The sequence below is a fragment of the Catellatospora sp. NPDC049609 genome (assembly GCF_040675365.1).
GTDB lineage: Bacteria > Actinomycetota > Actinomycetes > Mycobacteriales > Micromonosporaceae > Catellatospora.
Window position 1 is genome coordinate 44324 of record NZ_JBFAOU010000008.1, and the last position, 21160, is coordinate 65483.

A 21160-nucleotide genomic window follows, 5' to 3' on the forward strand; every position below is an offset into this window, starting at 1 on the left:
CCATTTCCGGTCAGAAAGTGCAGCGCCACTGCACTTCCTGACCAGAAACAGCGATCATGGCCCGGCCCGCCCCGCCGCGGACCCGGTCGGGGTCAGAACAGCAGCCAGGTCGAGAACAGCATCCCCATCGGCACCGCGATGACCCCGGCCGCGACGGCGTACGGCCACAGCAGCCGCGCCGGCAGGTGGCGCAGCACCAGCAGCGCGGGCAGCAGCAGCGTGTGCGAGCGGTACTGCGACACGGCGGGCCCGGCGATCAGCGGCCCGACGAAGATCGCGACGGCGTAGAGGGCGAGCCCGGCGTCGTAGCGGCGCAGCGTGCCGCGCCCGGACGCGATCACCGCCGCGGTGACGGCGAGCAGCACCAGCGCCAGCGACCACCACAGCTCGGCGTCGGTGTGCACGTCCAGCTCCCACAGCAGGTCCTGGCGGGGCTCGGCGACCGGGATGACGGCGGGCTCGGTGGCCAGCTGGTAGAGCGAGGTCAGCGGGTTGTGCACGCCGTTGCCGTAGTGCTCCTGGATCATCATGTACGCGTTCCAGTGCCCCACGGTCACCCGGTGCACCGCGAACACGGCGAGCAGCCCCGCGACCGGCAGCCCGCACACCGCCAGCGCGACCCGCGCCGCCGCGGCCGGGCGCAGCTCGCCCCGGCTGAGCAGGGTCACCACCGTGCCGAAGCCGATCGCGGCCACCGCGACCCCCATCGGGTACGCCGCCGCGACCAGCGCGCCGCACAGACCCGCCCACCACCAGCGGCCCGCCCGCAGCGCGCTCACGCAGGCCAGCAGCAGCGCGACGGCCAGCGCCATGGGGAACACCGCGGTGAGGTAGACGCCCGACGGCAGCAGCGTGGCCAGGGCCAGCACGGCCCAGGCCACCGGCCGGGCGGTGCCGGTGCCGCGCAGCAGCCGCCACAGCAGCACGAACGCCGCCAGCAGGGACAGCTCGGTGACGATCAGGCCGGCCTCGTACTCGCCGAGCCCGGTGGGCCAGGTGAGCGTCCGGATGAGAGCGGGGTAGAGCGGGAACCAGCCGGCCGTGCCGCACCAGGCGCCGGGCGCGAACATCGGGCCGAGCTCCGGGTCGCTGTCGCACAGGAACAGCTCGTAGCCGCGCGAGGCGACCAGGGCGTAGAGCCCCGAGTCGGCGCGCACCCGGCCGTCGACGGTCAGGTGCGACTCCGACACCAGCGCCGCCGCGACCGTGTACACGGCATGGCTGACCAGGTACGCCAGCAGCGGCGCGACCAGCGCCCGGCTCCGCTCACGCCGGCGCCGCCGGACGGGCGGCGCCGGCTCCGCGACGGGGGCCGCCGCCGGGGTGGGGGCCAGGACGGCGGAGGCGGCGGACGACATGGGGGAATCCTCTCCGGTGCCGGTCCGGCGCCGGCTAGCGGGGGTCGGGCCGGGGGACCGTCTCGGTGACGAGCAGTTCGAACTGCAGGTCGGTGCGCGAGTTCACCCGGGACAGGATCGACTCCACCGGCACGTAGTGGTTCTTCTCGTCAGGGTTGGAACAACTGGGAAGACCAGCGTCGCCGTACTTCAGGATGCCGATCGCCCGGCCGTCGGCCTCGGTGAACAGCGGCCCGCCGCTGTCGCCGGCACGGGCGCAGATCTTGACGGTGACCAGCCCACCGGGGCTGATGGCCAGCACGGTGCCGCAGCGGGTGCCGGGCAGGTAGCCCACGCCGGCACCGGAGTCGACGATCGGTTCTCCCGCGGCGGGCGTAAACGCCGATCCCGTCGCGCAGACCACCGCACCGGGCACGACGTTCGTGACCGGCGTGAAGCCGGTGACCGCGATGGGCCGTCCCCCGCAACCGCCGCCCGGGCACCAGGTGTTGATCAGGCCGAGCGGGTTCCGCGCCCAGCCGGTGCGGGTGGGCACCACCGGACCGGTCCAGAAGGCAGCGGTCGCCGCGTCCGGGAACGGCATGATCGCGTAGTCCCGCAGGTCGTCGTTCTGGTAGTTCTCGCCCAGCAGCGCCCGCAGGGAGGCGTCCGGGTGCTCGAACACCACGGGCTTCTTCACGGTGAGGTACTGGTGCCAGGTGTCGTCGATGCGGGTGTGCCTGCCCGCCACCACGCAGTGGCCGGCGGTGAGCACGAACAGCTCGCCGGTCTTGCGCGAGCGCAGCGTGTAGCCGGTGGTGCAGCCGCCGACGGTGCCGTCGTCGCGCGGGACGTCGAGCCGGATGCCGCCGCGCACCGGCGCCTGCAGGCAGTCCAGCGGGTCGCAGCTCTTCAGCTCGGTGGCGGGCAGGCTGCGGCGCTCCAGGCGTGCGGCGCCGCCGACCCGGGCCAGCGCGGCGCGGAGCGCGGTCTCGTCCGCGCCCGGTGCGGCCGTCACGACGACCTGATTGCCGGGCGTGTCCACGGCGACCTGGACGCCGGCGTGTCCGGTCAGGTCGGCGGCCAGCGTGCGCGCGGTGGCCTGCAGCGACCGCAGCGAGCGCGCGGCGGGCACGGCGCGCACCTGCGTGGCGCCGGCGACCCCGGCCAACGCGGCGGTGACCCGGTCGGGCCGGGTCGCGCCGACCCGCAGCAGGCCGCCCGCCTGCTGGTCCAGCCAGATCCCGGCGTACTCGTCGGGCATGCGCGCCGCCAGCCGGGCGGCCACCGCCGATGCGGACTGCTGCAGCGCGAGCCGGCGCAGTGCCTCGGCCTCGCTGACGCCGTACGTCGCCCGCAGGTAGGCGACGGAGTTCGGGGCGTGCAGCGCGGGGGCGGCGGGGGTCGGCGCGGCGGTGGCGCCGGTCGGGCCGGCCGCGCGCTGCCCGGCGGCCGGCGAGGTGGCCGGGGCCGGGGCACCGTCCGGTGTGGTGCCGTCCGGTGTGGCGGGATCCGCGGCGGCCGCGGGCACGGGATCTCCGGCGGGCGGGTGCCACGCGGCGGGGATCACCCCGGCCGCTGCCAGCGTGCCCGTGCTGAGGGCGACCGCGGTGGCGGCGATGATGGACATGATCACGCGACGGTTTCGCGACACGCCTGACCTCCCCGTACTCGGCGTCTCGAGAACAACCGGGGCATCATAGCGATGTTTCGTGAATCGGGCTCGTTAAGGACGTGCCACCAGGCGGAACCCGAGATGGCAGGTGGAGGTGTCGACGGCCTGCGCCATCCGGGCCGCGGGCCGGTAGCGGCGGCAGTAGTCCGGCGAGCACAGGAACGAGCCGCCCTTCATCACCCGGCGCGGGATGCGCACCTGCGGCGTGGCCGGGTCGTAGCTGCCCTGCTCGGCGTCGCGCGCGGACGCCGGGGCGCAGCAGGCGTGCCGCCCGCCCGGCCGGTGCGCGGAGTACCAGTCCGACGTCCACTCCCATACGTTGCCGATCATGTCAAACAGCCCGAAGGCGTTGGCCGGGAACGAGCCGACCGGCGCGGTGGTCTCGTAGCCGTCGGCGGCGAGGTTGAGCAGCGGGAACTCGCCCTGCCACAGGTTGGCCCGGTGCTCCCCGCCCGGCGTCAGCTCGTCGCCCCAGGCGAACTCGGCCGGTTCGGCGGCGCCGCCGCCCGCGGCGTACTCCCATTCGGCCTCGGTGGGCAGGTCGCCGCCGGCCCAGGCCGCGTACGCGGCGACGTCGGCCCAGGCCACGTGCACCACGGGATGGTCGTCCAGGCCGGTGACGGACGAGCCCGGCCCGTACGGGTGCCGCCAGTCCGCGCCCGGCACGAACTGCCACCAGTTGCGGATGTCGCGCAGGTCGACGCGGTGCCGCGGCTTGACGAACACGACGGACGCGGACACCAGCAGCCCTGGGTCGGCGCCCGGGTAGTCGGCCGGGTCGGGGGCGGTCTCGGCGACGGTGACGTGGCCGGTGTCCCGGACGAACGCGGCGAACATCCGGTTGGTGACCGGATGCCGGTCGATCCAGAAGCCGTCCACCCGCGCGGTGTGCGCGGGCGCCTCCTCCGGGTAGTGCGCGTCGGAGCCCATCCGGAAGCTGCCGCCGGGCAGCCACACCATGCCGGGCCGCGGCGGCGTGGCGCCGTCGCGGCCCGGTCGGGTCAGGGTGACCGGCGTGCTCACGGGTGGGCCGCCAGCCGGGCCCGCTTGTTCGCGTCGCGGACCCGGAACGCCATGATGAAGTCGGTGATGCCGCGGGCCAGGCAGATCGCGCCGACGAGCACGATGAGCAGCTCGAACGAGCGGAACCAGCGACCGGCGGCCCAGAAGCCCAGCAGCACCTCGATGATGCCGATGATCAGGCCGAGCCACCAGCCGTCGTGCTCCTTCTTCGTCAGGAACGCCAGCACGATGTCGGCCGCGCCCTTGAACAGCAGGTACCACCCCACGAAGGCGGCCAGCCAGAACACGGTGCCGCCCGGGTTGACCCAGCACACGATGCCGGTGATCAGGAACAGCACGCCGAGGATCGCGTGCAGCCACCGCCAGCCGGGCGCGGTGAACGCCTGGAACAGCTCGAAGACGCCGGCGACCAGCACGATGATGCCGGCCAGCGCGGCCACGGTGCCGATGCTGCGTACCGGCGACTGGTTGAAGGCCAGCACCAGCCAGCTGACGATGATCCAGCAGACGCCGGTGATGAGGAACAGCCACCACGGCACCTTCGACGCCATGGCGGCCTGCCCGGAGGCGAACACGTCGGTGCCCGTGGTCCCGGGCGGCACGGGGCCGGGCGTCGCGGCGGTGGACGCGCTCGCGGCCCCGGTGGCGATCGGCTCGGTCGGCGCGGCGTGCGCCCCGGTCGAGGCCGCGTTGCCGAGCGGGCCGGGCTGGCCGGCGCTGGGACTGGGCGATGCGGTGCTCATCTGTCCTCCTGGAAGCTGAGATTCATCCGCTTGCAGACTATGCACCGCCTCATCCACTGATGCGGCATTTCGCTAATTCCTCCTGATAGTCGCGGCGTCACTCAAGCCCGGAGAGGGCGCCGGCCACCGCGAAGCCGAGCACGGCGAGCAGCCCGGTGGCCTTGCCGCCCAGCTGGTAGGCCTCCGGGATCATCGAGTCGGCCAGCATGGTCAGCACCGCGCCGGCCGCGAACGCCTCCACGTAGCCGCCGTCGGAGCCGGGGACCATGTCGTACGCCAGGTAGCCGAGCGCGGCGGACAGTGCGGAGACCGCGACGATGATCCACCACACCCGGTACGCCTGGGCCCGCGTATGCCCGGCCTGCCGCATGAAGGAGGTGGCGCCGAGCGCCTCCGGCAGGTTCGACACGAACACCGCGACCAGGAACGCGACGGCCACCTCGCCGCCCGCGGCGACGCCCGCGCCCAGCACGATCGACTCGGGGATGCCGTCGAGCAGCGAGCCCACCACGATCGACCGGTCCGCCGAGGCGGCGCCCATGCTGCGCCGCCCCGTGGCCAGGTGGTCCACCCAGAAGAAGACGAACGCGCCCAGCCCGAACGAGGTGAACAGCAGCAGGTCCTGGTTGAAGCCGGTCGGCACCAGCTCGTAGGCGATCGCGGCGAGCAGTGCGCCGGCACCGAACCCCATCACCATGCCGACCCGCTCCGCGGGCACCGGGCTCCGGCGGAACGCCAGCCACGCGCCGACGACCAGCGAGAACGCCGCTATGCCACCCCACATGGCAGCCTGCAAGGCACCCACGTCCGCCTCCATCGTCTGAACGCGACGGTAGCAAGGCAATACGTCCAAAACGGGAACTTGGTTCGTATCACCCGGAATACTGGAACGCGGCACCACTGTGTCTGGAGGAGCGACATGGCCCGTACCCCGTCCGCCGCGAAGAAGGCCCCGGCGAAGAAGGCCCCGGCCGAGAAGGCGGCGGCCAAGAAGACGGTGGCCAAGAAGACGGTGGCGAAGAAGGCGGTGGTCGCGCAGACCACCCCCGCCGTCACGCCCTCCGGCACGAAACGCGCGGCCTCCGCCGCGAAACGGGCGGGCGCTCCCGCGGCCGCGGGCAAGGCGACCGGCCGCCCGGCCGGACCGGGCAAGAAGGCGGCCGCCCCCGCGGCGGCGAAGAAGGCGCCTCCCGGCCGCGCCACCGAGCGGGCCGACCGCGGCCCGGCCCGCAAGACCGCGCCCCGCGCCGCCGGTGCGGGCGGCGCCCGCGGGCGCAAGCCGAACATCCTCGTGATCTGGGGCGACGACATCGGCATCACCAACCTGAGCTGCTACAGCGACGGGCTGATGGGCTACCGCACCCCCAACATCGACCGGATCGCCGCCGAGGGCGTCCGGTTCACCGACTACTACGGCGAGCAGAGCTGCACCGCGGGCCGCTCGGCGTTCCTGACCGGGCAGGCGGTGTTCCGCACCGGCCTGTCCAAGGTCGGCTTCCCGGGTGCGGACCTCGGCCTGCACGCGGCCGACCCGACCATCGCCGAGCTGCTCAAACCGCACGGGTACGCCACCGGCCAGTTCGGCAAGAACCACCTGGGCGACAAGGACGAGTTCCTGCCGACCGCGCACGGCTTCGACGAGTTCTTCGGCAACCTCTACCACCTCAACGCCGAGGAGGAGCCCGAGCACGCCGACTACCCCGACCCGCGTTCCTTCCCCGACTTCCGCGGCAACTTCGGGCCGCGCGGGGTGCTGCACTGCTGGGCGCTGCCGGGCGGCGGGCAGAAGATCGAGGACACCGGCCCGCTGACCCGCAAGCGCATGGAGACCATCGACGACGAGGTGTTCGCGCACGCGGCCGACTTCATCGAGCGGCAGGCCGCGGCGGACACGCCGTTCTTCGTCTGGTTCAACACCACGCACATGCACTTCAAGACCCATCCCCGGCCGGAGATCAAGGGCTGGGCGGGGCGGTGGCAGTCCGACTACCACGACGTGATGGTCGACCACGACCGCATCGTCGGCGAGCTGCTCGGCCTGCTCGACGCGCTGGGCATCGCCGACGACACGATCGTCATGTACAGCACCGACAACGGCCCGCACCTGAACACCTGGCCGGACTCCGCCATGACGCCGTTCCGCAACGAGAAGAACTCCAACTGGGAGGGCGCCTACCGGGTGCCCTCGCTGCTGCGCTGGCCCGGCCGGATCCCCGCGGGCTGGGTCTCCAACGAGATCGTCAGCCATCTCGACCTGCTGCCTACCCTGCTGGCCGCGGCCGGCGACCCGGACATCGCCGCGGAGCTGAAGGCGGGGCACGAGGCGGGGGGCAGGACGTTCCGGGTGTACCTGGACGGGTTCAACCTGCTGCCGTACCTGACCGAGGGGGAGCCGCACAGCCCGCGCGAGGGCTTCTTCTACTTCTCCGACGACGGCGACCTGACCGCGATCCGGTTCGACAACTGGAAGCTGGTCTTCATGGAGCAGCGCGCGCCCGGCACGCTGCGGGTGTGGGCCGAGCCTTTCACGCCGCTGCGGGTGCCCAAGATCTTCAACCTGCGCACCGACCCGTTCGAGCGGGCCGACGTCACCTCGAACTCCTACTACGAGTGGATGATCGACCGGGCGTACATGCTGCAGGCGGCGCAGAAGCTGACCGCGGACTTCCTGGCCAGCTTCCGGGAGTTCCCACCGCGGCAGGCGGCGGCGAGCTTCACCCTGGACCAGGTGATGGAGAAGATGCTCGACGGCATAGGGAGTCACTGACGTGCCGTTCCTGCCCTCCTGGCGGCCCGGCCCGACCCGCGACGCCATCGCCTCGTTCCTGGACGAGGCGCTGGCCGTGCCGGTCGAGCAGCGGGTCGCGGTGCTCGACAACGACGGCACCCTGTGGTGCGAGCGCCCGGGCTACATCCAGTACGACTTCCTGGTCCGCACCCTGCACCAGGCGGTCGAGCGGGATCCCGGCCTCGGCGGGCGCGAAGAGTACCGCGCCCTGCTCGACGGCGACCGGGCCGCGCTCGGCGAGCTGGGCCTGCAGCGGGTCGCCATGGCGCTGCTGGAGCTGTGCGCGGGCTGGACGCCGGACGAGTTCGCCGGCCGGGTGCGCGAGTTCATGGACACCGAGAAGCACCCGGACCGCGGCGTGCCGTACCCGAGGCTCGTCTACCAGCCGATGCTGGAGCTGCTGGAGGCGCTGCGCGCGCACGGCTTCGCGGTCTTCATCGTCACCGGCGGCGGCACCGAGTTCGTCCGCGCGGTCAGCAGGCAGCTCTACGGCGTCGCGCCCGACGACGTGGTGGGCACGCTGGTGGAGTACCACTTCGAGGAGCGCGGCGAGGGACCGGCGCTGGTGCGCACGGCGCAGGCGCTGGGCGAGATCAACGAGGGCCGGGCCAAGGTCGAGCACATCCAGACGCAGCTGGGCCGCCGGCCCATCTTCGCGGCCGGCAACTCCGCGGGCGACCGCGAGATGCTCGAGTACGCGCAGGCGGCCGGCTCGCCCAGCCTGGCGCTGCTGGTGCACCACGACGACGGCGAGCGCGAGTACGCGTACGCCTCCGCCGCGGTGACCGTCGCCGACACCGAGCCCATCGTCGACATCGGCCGCCGCGAGGGCTGGACCGTGGTCAGCATGCGCGACGACTGGGCGACCGTCTTCCCGCCCTGAGCCGACCGGTGCCGCCGGCGCTCGCCGCCGCGTAGGGTCGGCGGCGACACCGCGCGGGCCGGGGAGGCGTCCATGTCGTACGACCTGCTGTTCACCGGCGGCCGGGTGCTCGATCCGGGCAGTGGGCGGGACGCGGTGCTCGACGTGGCCGTGTCCGGCGGCCGGATCGCCGCGGTCGCCGCCGGGCTGCCCCGCGAAGCGGCGCGCGAGGTCGTCGACGTGGCCGGGCGGCTGGTCACCCCGGGCCTGGTCGACCTGCACACGCACGTCCACCCCGGCGCCACGTACTGGGGGATCGAGCCGGACCCGGTCGCCTGGTGCTCCGGCGTCACCACCTGGGTCGACGCGGGCTCCGCCGGGGCGTACGCGCTGCCCGCGCTGCGCCGGGCGATCGGCGGTTACCAGGTGCGGGTGCCGGTGCTGCTCAACATCTCCGCGGTGGGCCTGACCGGGCGCACCGGCGAGTCGCGCGACCTCGCGCACTGCGACACCGACCTGGCCGTCGCCACCGTCGCCGCGCACCGGGACCTGGTCGTCGGGATCAAGGCCCGCATCGACGCCGAGACCGTCGGGCCGCACGGGCTGGAGCCGCTGCGCCGGGCGCTGGCCGTGGCCCGCGCCTGCGAGCTGCCGCTCATGGTCCACATCGGCGCGGCTCCGCCCACGGTCGGCGAGCTGCTGCCGCTGCTGCGCGCGGGCGACGTCGTCACGCACTGCGCCAGCGGCATCGCGCTGGGCCGGGGCGGCCTGGACCCGGCGCTGCGCCGGGCGTACGACGCGGGCGTGCTGTTCGACCTCGGCCACGGCTCCGGCGGGTTCGCGTTCGACGTGCTGGAGGCGCAGCTCGCCGCGGGCATGCCGCCGCACACCGTCTCCACCGACCTGCACGGGCGCAGCCTGCACGGCCCCGTCTTCGACCTGCCCACCACGATGGCGAAGCTGCTCGCCGCGGGCCTGACCCTGGCGCAGGTGGTGGCCGCGGCCACCGTCGCCCCGGCACGGGCGCTGGCGCTGGCCGCCGGCACCGGCACGCTGGCCGAGGGCGTGCCCGCCGACCTGGCGGTCTTCGCGGTCGAGCCGGGCCCGTTCCCCGTCGCCGACGTGCACGGCCGGCGACGCACCGCCCCGCTGCGCCTGCGCAACGAGGCCACCTACCTGGCCGGCCGCCTGCTGCCGCCCCGCCTGCCCGCGCCGCCGCCCCCGTGGATCCCGCTCACCGCCGCCCAGCGCACCGCGCTGGCCGCCCGCGACCGCCGCATCCGCGACCTGCTGACCACCCCCCTGGTCACCCCCGACGACCTCGCCGACCAGTTCCCCCGCCCACCTGATCGTTGATCAAGGAAGGGTACGCCCCCCAGCGCCCGGCCAGGGCGTATTCAGCGGAGTCCGCCCATCGCCTCCGGCCACGGACGGAGAATGGACACCTTGGGGGTCGGCTCTCCCGGCCGGCGCCGTGGCCCCGATTGGAGGACGTCATGCGACGCCTCTCACGCGCAGCCTGCATCCTCACCACCGGCACCTTCCTCGCCGCCCTCGGCCTGGGCTCCTCAGCCGCCGCGGCCGCCGAGCCCACCCCGCAGGTCTGCACCAAGACCGCCAAGACGGTCGAGGACGGCCTCACCGTCTTCGCCCGCGAACTCACCAAGGTCACCCAGGCCGCCGACTCCGGCGACCTCCCCGCCGCCGAGCGCTCGGTCCAGAGCGCCGGCGACTCCCTCGTCGACCTGGCCGCCAACCTGCGCACCGACGCCGCCACCGCCGACGCCGCCGACGTCAAATCCACCCTCGGCCAACTAGCCGACGAGTTCGAAACCCAAGGCAAAAGCCTCACCACCGTCGAGTCACTCCAGAACCTCGACGTCACCCGCATAGACGCCCTCTCCGACCAGATGATCGCCATCTGCGGCGCCGCCAACCCCACCCCCCGCTGACCCGCCACCCCGCCGCGCCGATATTGCGTGGACTGTGGGTACGACACGCCTGAACCGGGCAAATCCCTAACAGTTCGCGCAAGATCGTCGTGATCTTCGCGCGGCGGGCGGGGAGCCCGGTGGGGGATTAGCATCCTTCGGTGCGTAACTCAGGGCTTGCCGCGTTCCTTGCCGTGGTGCTGACCGTCGCGACGGCGGGGTGCGGCACCGATGCGGCCCCGGCTGCGCCGCAGGCGGGGTGGGTCGAGGCGGGGGCGAGTACGGCGCCGTCGGTGGCGCCGAGCGTCTCGCCGTCGGCCAGGCCCGCCGCGGCGGCGTTCGCGACCGGCAATCCGAAGGGCAAGGCTGCGGTGCCGGCCGAGGCGCGGGCGGTGAACACCGCGAAGCCGACCCGGGTGATCGGCGACGGCACGCCCGCGAGCTGCACGTCCAAGGCGGTGGTGGCGGCGGTCGCGGCCGGCGGGGTCATCACGTTCGACTGCGGGCCGGACCCGCTCACCATCACCATGCAGGCCACCGCGAAGATCAAGAACGCTAACGGGCCCCGGATCGTGCTCGACGGCGGCGGAAAGATCACGCTCAGCGGCGGCGGCAAGCGCCGCATCCTCTACATGAACACCTGTGACAAGGCCCAGGGCTGGACCACCTCGCACTGCCAGGACCAGGACCACCCGCAGCTCACCGTGCAGAACCTGACCTTCGCCGACGGGAACTCCACCGGCGAGACGGCCGAGGGCGGCGGGGGCGGCGCGATCTTCGTACGCGGCGGGCGGCTCAAGGTGGTCAACTCCCGCTTCATCCGCAACCGCTGCGACACCACCGGCCCGGACGTGGGCGGCGCGGCGATCCGGGTGCTCAGCCAGTCCAAGGGCCTGCCGGTGTACGTCGTGAACAGCACCTTCGGCGGCGGGCCCGGCCTGGGCGGGCGCTGCTCCAACGGTGGCGCGCTGAGCAGCATCGGCGTGTCCTGGGTGGTGCTGAACAGCCTGCTCACGCACAACAGCGCGATCGGCCGGGGCGCCAACCCGGCCCGCGCCGGGCAGCCCGGCGGCGGCAGCGGCGGGGCGATCTACACCGACGGCAACCTGTTCACGGTCCGCGTCGCGGGCACGATCATCCAGGACAACCATGCCGAGGAGGGCGGCGGCGCCATCTTCTTCGTCAGCAACGACCGCACCGGCACCATGCGGATCGAGGGCTCCACGCTGCGCCGCAACCCCAGCGACGGCTTCGAGACCAGCGGCTTTCCCGGCATCTTCTTCCTCGGCGCCCGCAACCCCACCGTCACGTCGTCGACGCTGCGCAGGTAGCGGCCAAGCGTTAGGAAGGTGCCCTTCCGCTACGTATGGCGATAAGAAGGTGCCCTTCCTTCTCAGCCGGGGGCGGGGGCCGAGACGGGTGGGGTGGCCGGGCGGGGGCGTAGCGAGGGTGCGGCCAGGGCGACGAAGAGGGCGAGCACGGCGGGGACGGACAGGGCGGCGGGCAGGCCGGTCAGCTCGGCGAGCGCGCCGATGGCCAGCGGGCCGACCACGAAGCCGAGGAAGCCGAGGCTGGCGACGCGGGCGATGGCCTGCCCGGCGCGCGCCGGGTCCTGGCTGCCCGCGGCGGCGAAGACCTGCGGCGCGATGCAGGCCAGGCCCGCGCCGAGCAGGCCGAACCCGGCGACCCCGGCGACCGGGTGCCCGGCGAGCAGGGCCAGGCCGAGCCCGACCCCGGCCAGCACCCCGCTGTAACGGACCAGGCGGACCGCGCCGAGCGCGGCGGTGAGCCGGTCGCCCACCAGCCGTCCCGCCATCATCATGATCGAGAAGGTGGCGTACGCGGTCGCGGCGAACCCCGGCGAGCTGCCCAGGCTGTCGCGCAGGTACACGGCGCTCCAGTCGGCGGCCGCGCCCTCGCCGACCAGGCAGCAGAAGACGAGCACCCCGAGGAAGGTCACGCCGCGCAGCCCGCCGTCGGCCCGCTCGGCGGGCCCGGCCGGGGGTGGCGCGACCGGCGCGGGACGCAGCCGCGCGGCCGCCGTCGCGGTGGCGGCCACCGCCGCGGCGACCCCGAGGAACGTGGTCGCCGCACCGAGCCCGGCGTACGCGAACAGCCCGCCGATCGCCGCGCCGAGGAATCCGCCGACGCTGTACACGGCGTGGAAGGACGAGATGATCGGCGCCTGCCGGGCCCGCTGCGCCTCGACCGCGGCCGCGTTCATGGTGATGTTGAGCAGCCCGTGCGTGGCGCCGAAGGCCAGCAGGCACGCCGCGAGCACGGCCAGGTTCGGCGCGTACGCGGGGGAGACCAGCAGCAGGCCGTCGGCGAGCGCCACGGGCAGCAGCAACCGGCCGGTGCCGAACCGGTCGACCAGGCGCCCGGCCGCCTGCATGCCGAGGATGGCCCCGGCGGCGAACGCGAGCAGGCCGAGGCTCAGCTCCCCGTCGGTCAGGCCCAGCCCCTGCTTGACCGCCGGGATGCGGGCGGTCCACGTGCCGAGGATCACGCCGTAGAGCAGGAAGAGCAGGCTGACCGCCAGGCGGTCGCGCCGCGGCGCGGTCGGGTCGGACACTGGCGAGGTCATGGGCCGCCTCCGGGGGTGTGCGGGGTGCCGGGCGTGGGTGCGTGCTGCGAACATCATGAATGGCGGGTGACAATGGGGCGAACCGGCCCGGTCCCGCCCGCCGCCACCGCTGTATGCTGCTAGCGCCCTGGCCAGGCATCGGGTGAGCTGCCGTGCCTGCTCCCCGCCCCCGGCCGGGCTGTGCCGGTGATGTCGAGTCTGCGGGAGCCGAGAACATGACGAACGAGACGCTGCTGGTCACCGGTGGTGCCGGTTTCGTGGGGACGCACCTGATCCGCGCCCTGCTGGAGACCCACCCCGCCGCGCGGATCGTCTCCGTCGACAACTACTTCACCGGCCTGCACGAGAACGAGGTCGACGACCCGCGCGTCACCTACCTCGACGGCTCGACCGTGGACATCTTCAAGATCTGGGCGGAGCACGGGCTCGACTCCCCGAAGATGGTCTTCCACCTGGGCGAGTACGCGCGCATCGTGCAGTCCTTCGACGAGTTCGACCGGACGTGGGAGTACAACACCCACGGCACCAAGGAGGTCGTCCGGTTCTGCGCCCAGCACGGCGCGCGGCTGGTCTACTCCGCGTCGAGCTCGAAGTTCGGCAACGAGGGGCGCGACGAGCACCTCAACCCGTACGCGTGGACCAAGGCCAAGAACGTCGAGCTGATCAAGAACTACGGCGAGTGGTACGGCCTCGACTACGTCATCACGTACTTCTACAACGCGTACGGGCCGGGCCAGATCAGCGCGGGCACCTACGCCACCGTGATCGGCATCTTCGAGCGGCAGTACCTGGCCGGCGAGCCGCTGACCGTGGTCTCCCCGGGCACGCAGACCCGCGACTTCACCCACATCTCCGACATCATCTCGGGCATCCTCGCCTCCGCCGAGGGCGGCAAGGGCGACGGCTACCTGCTGGGCTGCGGCAAGGAGTGGGAGCTGACCGAGGTCGCGAAGATGTTCGGCACCGAGTACGTCATGATCCCGGCCAAGCGTGGCGAGCGCGTCCGCGGCCGGGCCGACAACAGCAAGGTGCGGGCGCTGGGCTGGGAGCCGAAGGTCGCCCTGGACGAGTACATCGCCGAGTTCGTGCGGAACAACCCGCGCCCCTGAGCCGGTACGCTGCGGGCCATGTCTGACCACGCGGACACGGCCCGCAGGTTCGTCGCCGACGTCTGGAACGGCGAGCGCGAGGACTCGGCATACGACCTGGTCGCCGCCGGTTGCCCCGGCTTCGGCGCGCACGGCCCGGAGGGCGTCCTGGCCTGGCACCGCGACCGCCGGGCGTCCTTCCCCGACCTGCGTTACGAGCTGCTGGACGTGGTCGCCGACGGGTCGAGGGCGGCGCTGCGCTGGCACGCCACCGGCACCCAGGAGGGCCCGTTCGGCCCGGTGCCGCCGACCGGCACGGCCGTGTCGTACGCGGGCGCGACGTTCCTGACCTTCGACGCCGACGGCCGGATCGCCGACGTGTGGAGCGTCAACGAGCTGTTCCAGCTGCTGCAGCAGCTCGGCGTGGGTGTGGTCGCGCCGGAGGCGTGATCGTCACCACTGCCCGCAGCGCCCGGCGGAAAGTGATCTTCGTCATAGCCGTCGGCCGCCGTGCCGTATGCCGCCCGGATCGTGACATCCGGCCCGGATCTGCCGTCCGATGCGGAAAGTCCGATGTATCCATGACGCCGGTGAACTGGACGTTCACGCCGCCCGGCGCGCTGCGGGCGCGTCGGCGGCCGGAGCCGCCCGGCCCGCGCCCCGGCTCCGGCCGCCTGCGTCGCCGGGTCCGGTGGTTGGGAAACGGTGTCCGCAAAGCCCTGGTCAGTGGCGAGGGCCGCCTACGGTCCTGAGACGTCGGTTTGAAAACGTCAGATCAGGTGAATGGAAACACGCGTGAGCGACCCCTACGCCCCGCCTCCCGGCCAGCCCGACCCGTACCGGGCGCCGAGCGACCCCTACGCCCAGCAGCCCGTCTCGGTCCCGCCGGGCAGCCCGCCGCCCTACGGCACGCCCGGCCAGCAGCCGTACGGCGTGCAGGGCCAGCAGCCGTACGGGGCGCCGCCGCCGTACGCGCCCGGCGGGCAGCAGCCTCCGGCCAAGTCCAACAAGGGCCTCATCATCGGGCTCGTCGCCGGGCTCCTGGTGCTGCTGCTGATCCTGTGCGGCGTCGGCCTGGTGCTGTTGCTGAACCAGGACGACGACGACCCGGTCACGCCGACGACGCCCGGCCGCACCTCGGCGCCGGCGACCTCCGCGGCGGCCCCGCCGCCGGGCAACAACAACGCGATCACCGCGGACTCGTCCAGCGACTTCGCCGACGTGTGCGCGGGCGGCGCGATCCTCAACGCGGCCGACTACACCGCCGGCGGCAGCGCCAAGGCGTACGTCTTCGCCAACAGCCCGACCCGCCTGACGAACTGGAGCTACAAGTCCGTCAGCTCGACCGCCCCGTACTACGCCAGGTCGACCGAGTACGCCTCGGTGAGCGTCGTCGGCTGCCTCGCCTTCGTGCCGGGCAGCGAGGCGCCCGGGCAGAAGTGCGAGATCAAGGCGTCCGACGGCAAGAAGCTGACGGTCGACTACCTGTCGTCGCGGTACACCCTCACCTTCCACGCCGCGAAGACCGGCGAGAAGATCGGCGACGGCGGCACCATCAACGCGCCGGCCAACCGGTGCCCGAGCTTCCTCACCTACAACCGCGAGACGCTGAAGTCCTACGCGTCGCCGGACAGCGGCTCGATCGACGCCGCGATCAAGAAGCTGCTGGCCTGACGCCCGCGTGAGCCAGGCTCCGTTCCCGCCGCACCGGCGACGGGAACGGAGCCTGGACCGTGCGAGGGGTCAGATCCAGCCGCGGCGGGCCGCGATCGCGCCCGCCTGGAAGCGGTTGGCGGCGCCGAGCAGCTCGTAGAGGCGGCTGATGCGGCGGCGCATGGTGCGCACCGACCAGTCGAGCTGGCGCGCGATCGCCTCGTCCTTGAGCCCGCTGACCAGCAGCGTCAGCAGGGCACGGTCCTCCTCGGAGACCGGGTCCTCGGCGGGCGCCTGCAGCGGCACGGCGGTGCGCCAGCACAGCTCCCAGTAGTCGATCAGGCCGTCGAGCAGCGTCGACGGCCGGATCACGGCGGCCCGCACGTCGGTCAGGTCCAGCGACAGCGGCATCAGCGCGATGCGCCGGTCCACGATGGCGAGCTTGATGCGCAGGCCGGGCAGCACCCGCGCCTGCTCGCCGTGGCCGATCAGCTCGCGGATGTCGTCGAAGACCCCCGGCCACTCCAGCGCCTCGGGGGCGTACACGGCCCGGTAGCGCACGCCGCGGGCGATGTTCGCCTGCTCGATCGGGTTCGAGGTGGTCAGCGCGTACGGCGGCCGGTCGAGCGTGCTCACCTCCTCGCGCGCCTCCTGCTGGATCTGCACGAACCAGCGGCCCAGCGCCTCGCTGCCGGTGACGATCTCGATCTCCTCGCCGTGGCCCGAATGTGCCGCGGCGAACAGCAGCGCGAGCTGCCCGGCGGCGGCCTGCACCCGGTCCAGCTCGGCGGCGCGGCTGCGGACCAGCGCGGACACGGCCGCCTGCGGCTCGATCGCGGCGTACCGGCGGCTGCGGCCCGCCAGGCGGCCGACCAGCCCGTGGTCACGCAGCCGGTCCAGGGCGCGGGCGACGCGCTCCACCGAGCAGCCCAGCTCCTCGGTCAGGTCGGCGGGGGAGGCGGTGCGGCGGACGAGCACGGCGCGGTAGACCGCCTCGTCGAAGGGGTCGACACCGGCGGGGGTGAGCTCGGAGGTCATTGACTGATCTTGGCCCAAACGTGCCACCGGCAGCAACGGGCCAGCTGATGACATTGCACCGTACGGGTCGTGACCCGTAGACCCAACAGTCATGAAATTCCCCCCTCGCTCCATCGCGACCGGACTCTCGGTCGTGCTCGCCGCCGGGCTGGTCTCGGCATGGTCCCCACCGGGCGTCGCGGCGCCCACCCCGGCGCAGCGGCGCGTGATCGTGCTGCTGGCCGGCGACCCGGCCGTGGCCGCCGCACCGGGCGGTTCGCTGCGCGACGCGCGCGGCGCCGACGCGGCCCGGGTGACCGACGCGCGCAAGGCGGTGCAGGGCCGCCAGCGCGAGCTGCTCGACGCGGCCCGCCGCCAGGGCGTCCGGCTGACCCGCGAGCGCCCGCTCGGCCTGCTCGTGAACGCGGTCGCGGCCACGGTGCCCGCCGACGACGTGGCGCGGCTGTCCGCGCTGCCGGGTGTGCTCGCGGTCGTGCCCGACCAGCCGGTGCGGGCACACACCGACGTGAGCGTGCCGCTGGTCGGCGCGCCGCAGGTGTGGCAGGGCACCGCCGGTGCGGGCGCCCCCGCCAGGGGCACCGGGGTGACCGTCGCGGTGCTGGACAGCGGCATCGACTACACCCACCCCGACCTGGGCGGCGGCCTGGGCGAGGGGTTCAAGGTCGTCGGCGGGTACGACTTCGCCAACGGCGACGCCGACCCGATGGACGACAACGGCCACGGCACCCACGTCGCGGGCATCATCGCGGGCCGCGCCGCCGCGCCGGGCGGGATCACCGGCGTCGCGCCGGAGGCGAACCTGCTGGCGTACAAGGTGATGAACGAGTGGGGCGAGGGCTACACGTCGGACATCATCGCGGGCCTGGAGGCGGCGGCCGACCCGGCCAACCCGCACCGGGCCGACGTGATCAACATGAGCCTGGGCGGCTACGGCGACGGCCTCGACCCGCTGGGCCTGGCCGCGACCGCCGCCACCGAGGCGGGCGTCGTGGTGGTGGCCTCGGCCGGCAACAGCGGCCCCGGCCGGGACACGGTCGGCACCCCGGCCGCCGCCGACGGCGTCATCGCCGTGGGCGCGTCCACCAGCAACCTGGTGCTGCCCACCCTGCACGTCGACGGCACGCGCCTGCAGACCTACCGCGGCCACCTGTCGGCCAACCCGGCCGCCGAGCCGGTCACCGGCCGCCTGGTCGACGCCGGGTTCGGCAGCGCCGAGGAGCTGGACGCGGCGGGCGACCTGCGCGGCAAGGTCGTGCGGATCAACGGCTTCGCCGCCCCGTCGCTGGACTACCTGACCCAGTGGGAGCTCGACCTGGCCGTCGAGCTGGAGAAGCGCGGCGCGGTCGCGGTCGTCTCGGGCCAGAGCAACTCCGGCGGCCCGGTGGTGTTCGGCGCCGACGGCTCCGTGCCCGCCGCGCCCTCGACCACCGCGAAGGGCCTGCTCAAGGGCCTGGCCGGCACGCAGGCCTCGGGCGATCTCTACCGGATGGACAAGCTCGTCGTGCTCGGCATGGACGACACGCAGTACGAGGAGCTGACCGGGCGGCTGGCCGCCGGGCCGATCGACGTGACGGTCCAGGGCGAGGACGTCACCGACCGGATCGCCTCGTTCTCCTCGCGCGGCCCGTCGCTGCGCTTCGGCCTCAAGCCGGAGCTGGTGGCGCCCGGCGTGGGCATCCGCTCGACGGTGCCGACCGCGCTGTTCGGGCCGGGGCAGTACCTGATGTCCGGCACCTCGATGGCGGCCCCGCACGTGGCGGGCGCGGCGGCGCTGCTGCGCCAGCTCCACCCGGGCCAGGCGCCCGCCGCGGTGCTGTCCACGCTGGTCGGCACGGCCAAGCCGGTGGGCGGCACGCCGACCGCGTACGGCTCGGGCCGGCTCGACGTGGCCGCGGCCGCCCGTGCCGCGCTCACCGCGGAGCCCGCGTCGCTGTCGTTCGGGCTCGCCGACCTGTCCGGCCCGACCGTGGGCGGCAAGGCCACCGTGACCCTGCGCAACTCCGGCACCCGCGCGCTGACCGTGCGCCTGCGCGCCGACTCGGGCGCGGTGCGCGTCAAGCCCGACCGGGTCACCGTGCCCGCCGGCCGGACCGCGAAGGTCACCGTCACGCTGCAGGCCAAGCGGCCCGCGGGCGACACCGAGATCACCGGCGCCGTCACCGCCGACGCCGGCGCGGGCCGCGTCGCCCGGGTGCCGTACCTGCTGGTCGTGCGCCCGCTGATCGTGGCGGCCACGCCCGACCCGAGCGACGGCACCAGCACCGTGTGGATCGGCTCGCCGACCGCGCTCGGGGCCGCGCCTGTCGTCACCGTCGACCCGCCGCGCGGCAGGCCTTACACGGTGACCGCGACGCACCGCTACGACAACGTGTACACCGCCGACCTCACCGGCGCGCACCCCGGCGCGTACGGCGTCAGCGTGCGCGGCACCGCCGCCTCCGGGCAGCGGCTGATCGGCGCGGCCGGCTTCGAGGTCACCCCCGAGGACGTGCGCGGCAGCCGCTGGCAGCCGGTCGGCCCGAACGGCGCGGGCGGCCAGCTCACGCTCACCCCGGCCGACGGCGCGCAGGGCGTCATGACCACCGACTACAAGGCCGGCCTCTGGCTCACCACCGACCGTGGCGCGAGCTGGAGCCAGCTCAACCGCCTCCCGGTCGGCGGCGCGTCGGGCCTCGGCACCGTCGTCGTCGACACGAAGAACCCCGCCCGCTGGTGGTACGCCGTGAACGACCCGCTGACCGGCGGGAAGATCCTGCGCACCACCGACCGCGGCCGCACCTGGCAGACGCTGCCCACCCCCGAGGGCTGGGTGACCGGGCTGCTCGCCGACGCGCAGAGCCGGGCACTGGTGGCGATCGTCAGCGGCACCCTGCTGACCAGCGTCGACGGTGGCGACACCTGGACGCCGCAGCAGTCCGGCCTGCCGGGCGAGATCGTGCACGCCGCGATCGGCGGCGACGACCTCTACCTCGGCACCTACGACGGCGTGTGGAAGCTGTCCGGCGTCGTGTCGGGCACGCCCGGCGCGGCGGTCCAGGTGTACGACGGCGCCGGAAGGTTCGTCGCGGCCCTGGCCGCCGACGAGGGCGTGGTCGCGACCGTGGTCTGGGGCGAGGGCGTGGTCGGCTCGCACGACGGCGGCAAGACCTGGTCCACGCTCTACCAGCGCGACTTCGGGCTGAACACGATGCGCGCCACCGGCGGCGAGCTGTACGTCGCCACCCTGTCCGGCGAGGGCCTGGTCGGCCGCGACCACGGTCGCGACTGGACGGCGACCGCGCTGCCGTCGCACGACGCGTACGTCTACGACTACGACCGCTGGTCCGACGGCACCGCCGCGACGACCACCACGGCCGGCGTCTACGACGCGGTCGAAGGCGGGTTCCGCCGCCTCGGCGTGCAGGGCACCACCGTGTACGACCTCGTGGTCAGCGGCGGCGACCTGATCGCCGGCACCGAGAACGGCCTCTACCGCACCGCGTCGCCCGCCTCCGGCCCGGAGTGGGGCGCCGCACGCGGCGAGGGCTGGATCGGCGAGGGGGCCGAGCACGTCGCCGTCTCCCCGGCCGACCAGCGGGTGCTCTGGAAGATCCGCCGGGCCGCCTGGGGCGACCAGTTCATGCTCGCCCGCAGCGACGACGGCGGGCACACCTGGACCGAGCTCGGCAACGCCTCGGAGAAGCCGACCGCCCTCATGATCCACCCCGCGGCTCCGGGCCACGTCTACGCCGGCTTCGAGCGGCTGACCGGCCAGGGCCTGACCGTCACCCGCGACAACGGCCGGACCTGGAAGAACATCTTCCTGCCCGAGCGGATCAATGCGCTGGCCGGCGACCCGGCGAACGCGAACCGGATCTGGCTCGGCACCCGCACCGGCCTCTACCGCTCCGACGACGGCGGAGTGAACCTCACCAAGGTCGCCGACGGCCTGGTCACCGCGATCCGCCTCGACGGCGGGCGGCTCGTCCTCGGCGGCGACACCATCCGCACCAGCACCGACGGCGGCCGGACCTTCCGCACCGCCGACACCGGCCCGCTGGATCTGCTGGTGTCCGACTTCGCGGCCAAGGGCGACACCCTGTTCGCCGCGACCACCGCGCACTCCGCGTACGGCCTCGCCAAGGGCGGCCGCGGCGTGCTCCGCAGCACCGACGGCGGCCGGACCTGGCACAACATCTCCACCGGCCTGCAGAACCTGGACGTCACCACCCTCGCGGTGAGCCCCGACGGCCGCTGGCTCTTCGCCGGCACCCTCCGCGGCGGCATCCACCGCCTCCCCCTCACCCGCTAGCGGGCCTGGAGGAAAGGAAGGGCACCTTCTTAACGCTATGCGTTGTAGAAGGTGCCCTTCTTAACGCGCTGGCGCCCTGGGGTTGGTGAAGATCGCTATTCCGTGTCAGAAGACGTAGTCAGAACACACTTCTTGACCGGAAAC

General features: G+C 73.7%; 16 protein-coding genes. 9 read left to right on the forward strand and 7 right to left on the reverse strand.

Translation table 11 applies throughout. From position 1 onward, the window contains the following. Nucleotides 1-92: 92 nt before the first annotated feature. The 5 genes from AB0J67_RS03865 to AB0J67_RS03885 form a co-directional block, all read right to left on the reverse strand. On the reverse strand, nucleotides 93-1358 hold the full coding sequence (locus AB0J67_RS03865; RefSeq protein WP_363475940.1) for a hypothetical protein: 1266 nt from the start codon (nucleotides 1356-1358) through the stop codon (nucleotides 93-95). Between the two features lie 34 nt (nucleotides 1359-1392). Next, nucleotides 1393-2991, reverse strand: coding sequence for an alpha-lytic protease prodomain-containing protein (locus AB0J67_RS03870; protein WP_363475942.1), 1599 nt, complete (start codon nucleotides 2989-2991; stop codon nucleotides 1393-1395). A 72-nt stretch (nucleotides 2992-3063) separates the two neighbouring features. Beyond that, nucleotides 3064-3972 carry a formylglycine-generating enzyme family protein gene (locus tag AB0J67_RS03875; protein WP_363476058.1) on the reverse strand — a complete coding sequence of 303 codons (909 nt, stop codon included), beginning with the start codon at nucleotides 3970-3972 and terminating at the stop codon, nucleotides 3064-3066. A gap of 59 nt (nucleotides 3973-4031) precedes the next feature. Next, nucleotides 4032-4778 carry a DUF308 domain-containing protein gene (locus AB0J67_RS03880; protein ID WP_363475943.1) on the reverse strand — a complete coding sequence of 249 codons (747 nt, stop codon included), beginning with the start codon at nucleotides 4776-4778 and terminating at the stop codon, nucleotides 4032-4034. Between the two features lie 97 nt (nucleotides 4779-4875). Beyond that, nucleotides 4876-5583: a hypothetical protein gene (locus tag AB0J67_RS03885; RefSeq protein WP_363475945.1), complete on the reverse strand. Its 708-nt coding sequence runs from the start codon at nucleotides 5581-5583 to the stop codon at nucleotides 4876-4878. Between the two features lie 114 nt (nucleotides 5584-5697). On the opposite strand from AB0J67_RS03885, the gene AB0J67_RS03890 reads away from it, so the two are divergent. From AB0J67_RS03890 to AB0J67_RS03910, 5 genes are all read left to right on the forward strand, one after another. Next, complete coding sequence (locus AB0J67_RS03890) at nucleotides 5698-7545, forward strand: arylsulfatase (RefSeq protein WP_363475947.1); 1848 nt, start codon at nucleotides 5698-5700, stop codon at nucleotides 7543-7545. A 1-nt stretch (nucleotide 7546) separates the two neighbouring features. After that, nucleotides 7547-8449, forward strand: coding sequence for an HAD family hydrolase (locus AB0J67_RS03895; RefSeq protein ID WP_363475949.1), 903 nt, complete (start codon nucleotides 7547-7549; stop codon nucleotides 8447-8449). Nucleotides 8450-8521: 72 nt separating this feature from the next. Further along, complete coding sequence (locus AB0J67_RS03900) at nucleotides 8522-9784, forward strand: amidohydrolase/deacetylase family metallohydrolase (protein ID WP_363475951.1); 1263 nt, start codon at nucleotides 8522-8524, stop codon at nucleotides 9782-9784. A gap of 140 nt (nucleotides 9785-9924) precedes the next feature. Next, entirely contained in the window at nucleotides 9925-10380 is a 456-nt protein-coding gene (locus AB0J67_RS03905) for a hypothetical protein (protein WP_363475953.1), read from the forward strand. A gap of 140 nt (nucleotides 10381-10520) precedes the next feature. Then, nucleotides 10521-11690 (forward strand): hypothetical protein, encoded by a 1170-nt coding sequence (locus AB0J67_RS03910; RefSeq protein WP_363475955.1) that lies wholly within the window; start codon nucleotides 10521-10523, stop codon nucleotides 11688-11690. Between the two features lie 62 nt (nucleotides 11691-11752). Here AB0J67_RS03910 and AB0J67_RS03915 read toward each other — a convergent pair whose 3' ends face one another. Further along, nucleotides 11753-12946 (reverse strand): MFS transporter, encoded by a 1194-nt coding sequence (locus tag AB0J67_RS03915; protein ID WP_363475957.1) that lies wholly within the window; start codon nucleotides 12944-12946, stop codon nucleotides 11753-11755. A gap of 215 nt (nucleotides 12947-13161) precedes the next feature. Between AB0J67_RS03915 and AB0J67_RS03920 the strand changes: the two genes are divergently transcribed. The 3 genes from AB0J67_RS03920 (at nucleotide 13162) to AB0J67_RS03930 (ending at nucleotide 15708) form a co-directional block, all read left to right on the forward strand. Beyond that, nucleotides 13162-14055, forward strand: coding sequence for an NAD-dependent epimerase/dehydratase family protein (locus AB0J67_RS03920; RefSeq protein ID WP_363475958.1), 894 nt, complete (start codon nucleotides 13162-13164; stop codon nucleotides 14053-14055). An 18-nt stretch (nucleotides 14056-14073) separates the two neighbouring features. Beyond that, nucleotides 14074-14484 carry an ester cyclase gene (locus AB0J67_RS03925; protein WP_363475960.1) on the forward strand — a complete coding sequence of 137 codons (411 nt, stop codon included), beginning with the start codon at nucleotides 14074-14076 and terminating at the stop codon, nucleotides 14482-14484. Between the two features lie 345 nt (nucleotides 14485-14829). After that, on the forward strand, nucleotides 14830-15708 hold the full coding sequence (locus tag AB0J67_RS03930; protein WP_363475961.1) for a hypothetical protein: 879 nt from the start codon (nucleotides 14830-14832) through the stop codon (nucleotides 15706-15708). 69 nt (nucleotides 15709-15777) lie between these two features. Here AB0J67_RS03930 and AB0J67_RS03935 read toward each other — a convergent pair whose 3' ends face one another. Beyond that, on the reverse strand, nucleotides 15778-16725 hold the full coding sequence (locus AB0J67_RS03935) for a helix-turn-helix domain-containing protein (protein WP_363475962.1): 948 nt from the start codon (nucleotides 16723-16725) through the stop codon (nucleotides 15778-15780). Nucleotides 16726-16816: 91 nt separating this feature from the next. On the opposite strand from AB0J67_RS03935, the gene AB0J67_RS03940 reads away from it, so the two are divergent. After that, nucleotides 16817-21016, forward strand: a complete 4200-nt coding sequence (locus tag AB0J67_RS03940) for a S8 family serine peptidase (protein ID WP_363475964.1) — start codon at nucleotides 16817-16819, stop codon at nucleotides 21014-21016. Nucleotides 21017-21160 lie beyond the last annotated feature (144 nt).

What these genes read in the sequence shown, in the direction of transcription:
- AB0J67_RS03915 (WP_363475957.1), bottom strand. Translation starts at nt 12,946, where the DNA reads ATGACCTCGCCAGTGTCCGACCCGACCGCGCCGCGGCGCGACCGCCTG.
- AB0J67_RS03940 (WP_363475964.1), top strand. Translation starts at nt 16,817, where the DNA reads ATGAAATTCCCCCCTCGCTCCATCGCGACCGGACTCTCGGTCGTGCTC.
- AB0J67_RS03905 (WP_363475953.1), top strand. Translation starts at nt 9,925, where the DNA reads ATGCGACGCCTCTCACGCGCAGCCTGCATCCTCACCACCGGCACCTTC.
- AB0J67_RS03875 (WP_363476058.1), bottom strand. Translation starts at nt 3,972, where the DNA reads ATGGTGTGGCTGCCCGGCGGCAGCTTCCGGATGGGCTCCGACGCGCAC.
- AB0J67_RS03900 (WP_363475951.1), top strand. Translation starts at nt 8,522, where the DNA reads ATGTCGTACGACCTGCTGTTCACCGGCGGCCGGGTGCTCGATCCGGGC.
- AB0J67_RS03935 (WP_363475962.1), bottom strand. Translation starts at nt 16,725, where the DNA reads ATGACCTCCGAGCTCACCCCCGCCGGTGTCGACCCCTTCGACGAGGCG.
- AB0J67_RS03920 (WP_363475958.1), top strand. Translation starts at nt 13,162, where the DNA reads ATGACGAACGAGACGCTGCTGGTCACCGGTGGTGCCGGTTTCGTGGGG.
- AB0J67_RS03890 (WP_363475947.1), top strand. Translation starts at nt 5,698, where the DNA reads ATGGCCCGTACCCCGTCCGCCGCGAAGAAGGCCCCGGCGAAGAAGGCC.
- AB0J67_RS03865 (WP_363475940.1), bottom strand. Translation starts at nt 1,358, where the DNA reads ATGTCGTCCGCCGCCTCCGCCGTCCTGGCCCCCACCCCGGCGGCGGCC.
- AB0J67_RS03925 (WP_363475960.1), top strand. Translation starts at nt 14,074, where the DNA reads ATGTCTGACCACGCGGACACGGCCCGCAGGTTCGTCGCCGACGTCTGG.
- AB0J67_RS03880 (WP_363475943.1), bottom strand. Translation starts at nt 4,778, where the DNA reads ATGAGCACCGCATCGCCCAGTCCCAGCGCCGGCCAGCCCGGCCCGCTC.